Source organism: Legionella sp. W10-070, assembly GCF_900640175.1.
Lineage (GTDB): Bacteria > Pseudomonadota > Gammaproteobacteria > Legionellales > Legionellaceae > Tatlockia.
This window is the reverse complement of sequence record NZ_CAAAJC010000064.1, coordinates 1-354: the sequence shown is the minus strand read 5'-3', so window position 1 is coordinate 354 and position 354 is coordinate 1. Positions and strand designations below refer to the sequence as shown.

The following is a 354-nucleotide window of genomic DNA, read 5'->3' as shown; positions in this document are numbered from 1 at the left end:
TCTTTCTTGGGCATCTTAATCTTCCTTTTGACCCTCAAATCAAAGGGTTAGTCTATACTAACTTGATTAAAGTGCCCCCTTAATTGGGGTAGAGCCAGCAATGACAGGTTGTTGTTGCAAATAACGTTCTCGTCTATTGAGTCGCTTTACCGTGAGATTATTGGGGTTGGTTCTCAATGCCGCCAGGAGACCTGACCCTGTAAATAATTCTGTGTAACTGTCATTGTTTAAAAAAAATCAATTAATCGCTCTTCAAACTCGCTCATAAACCGATTTAAAGCAGCCTTCCAATTTCTAATGGGCATCGTCCATTTTTTGGAAGCATCCATTATAGCAAGGTAAACGACTTTTTTA

General features: G+C 39.3%; 1 pseudogene. It reads right to left on the bottom strand.

What is annotated here, in order from left to right:
• Positions 1–227: 227 nt before the first annotated feature.
• Positions 228–354: pseudogene (locus E1O65_RS12495) on the bottom strand (IS256 family transposase); the annotation flags it as partial.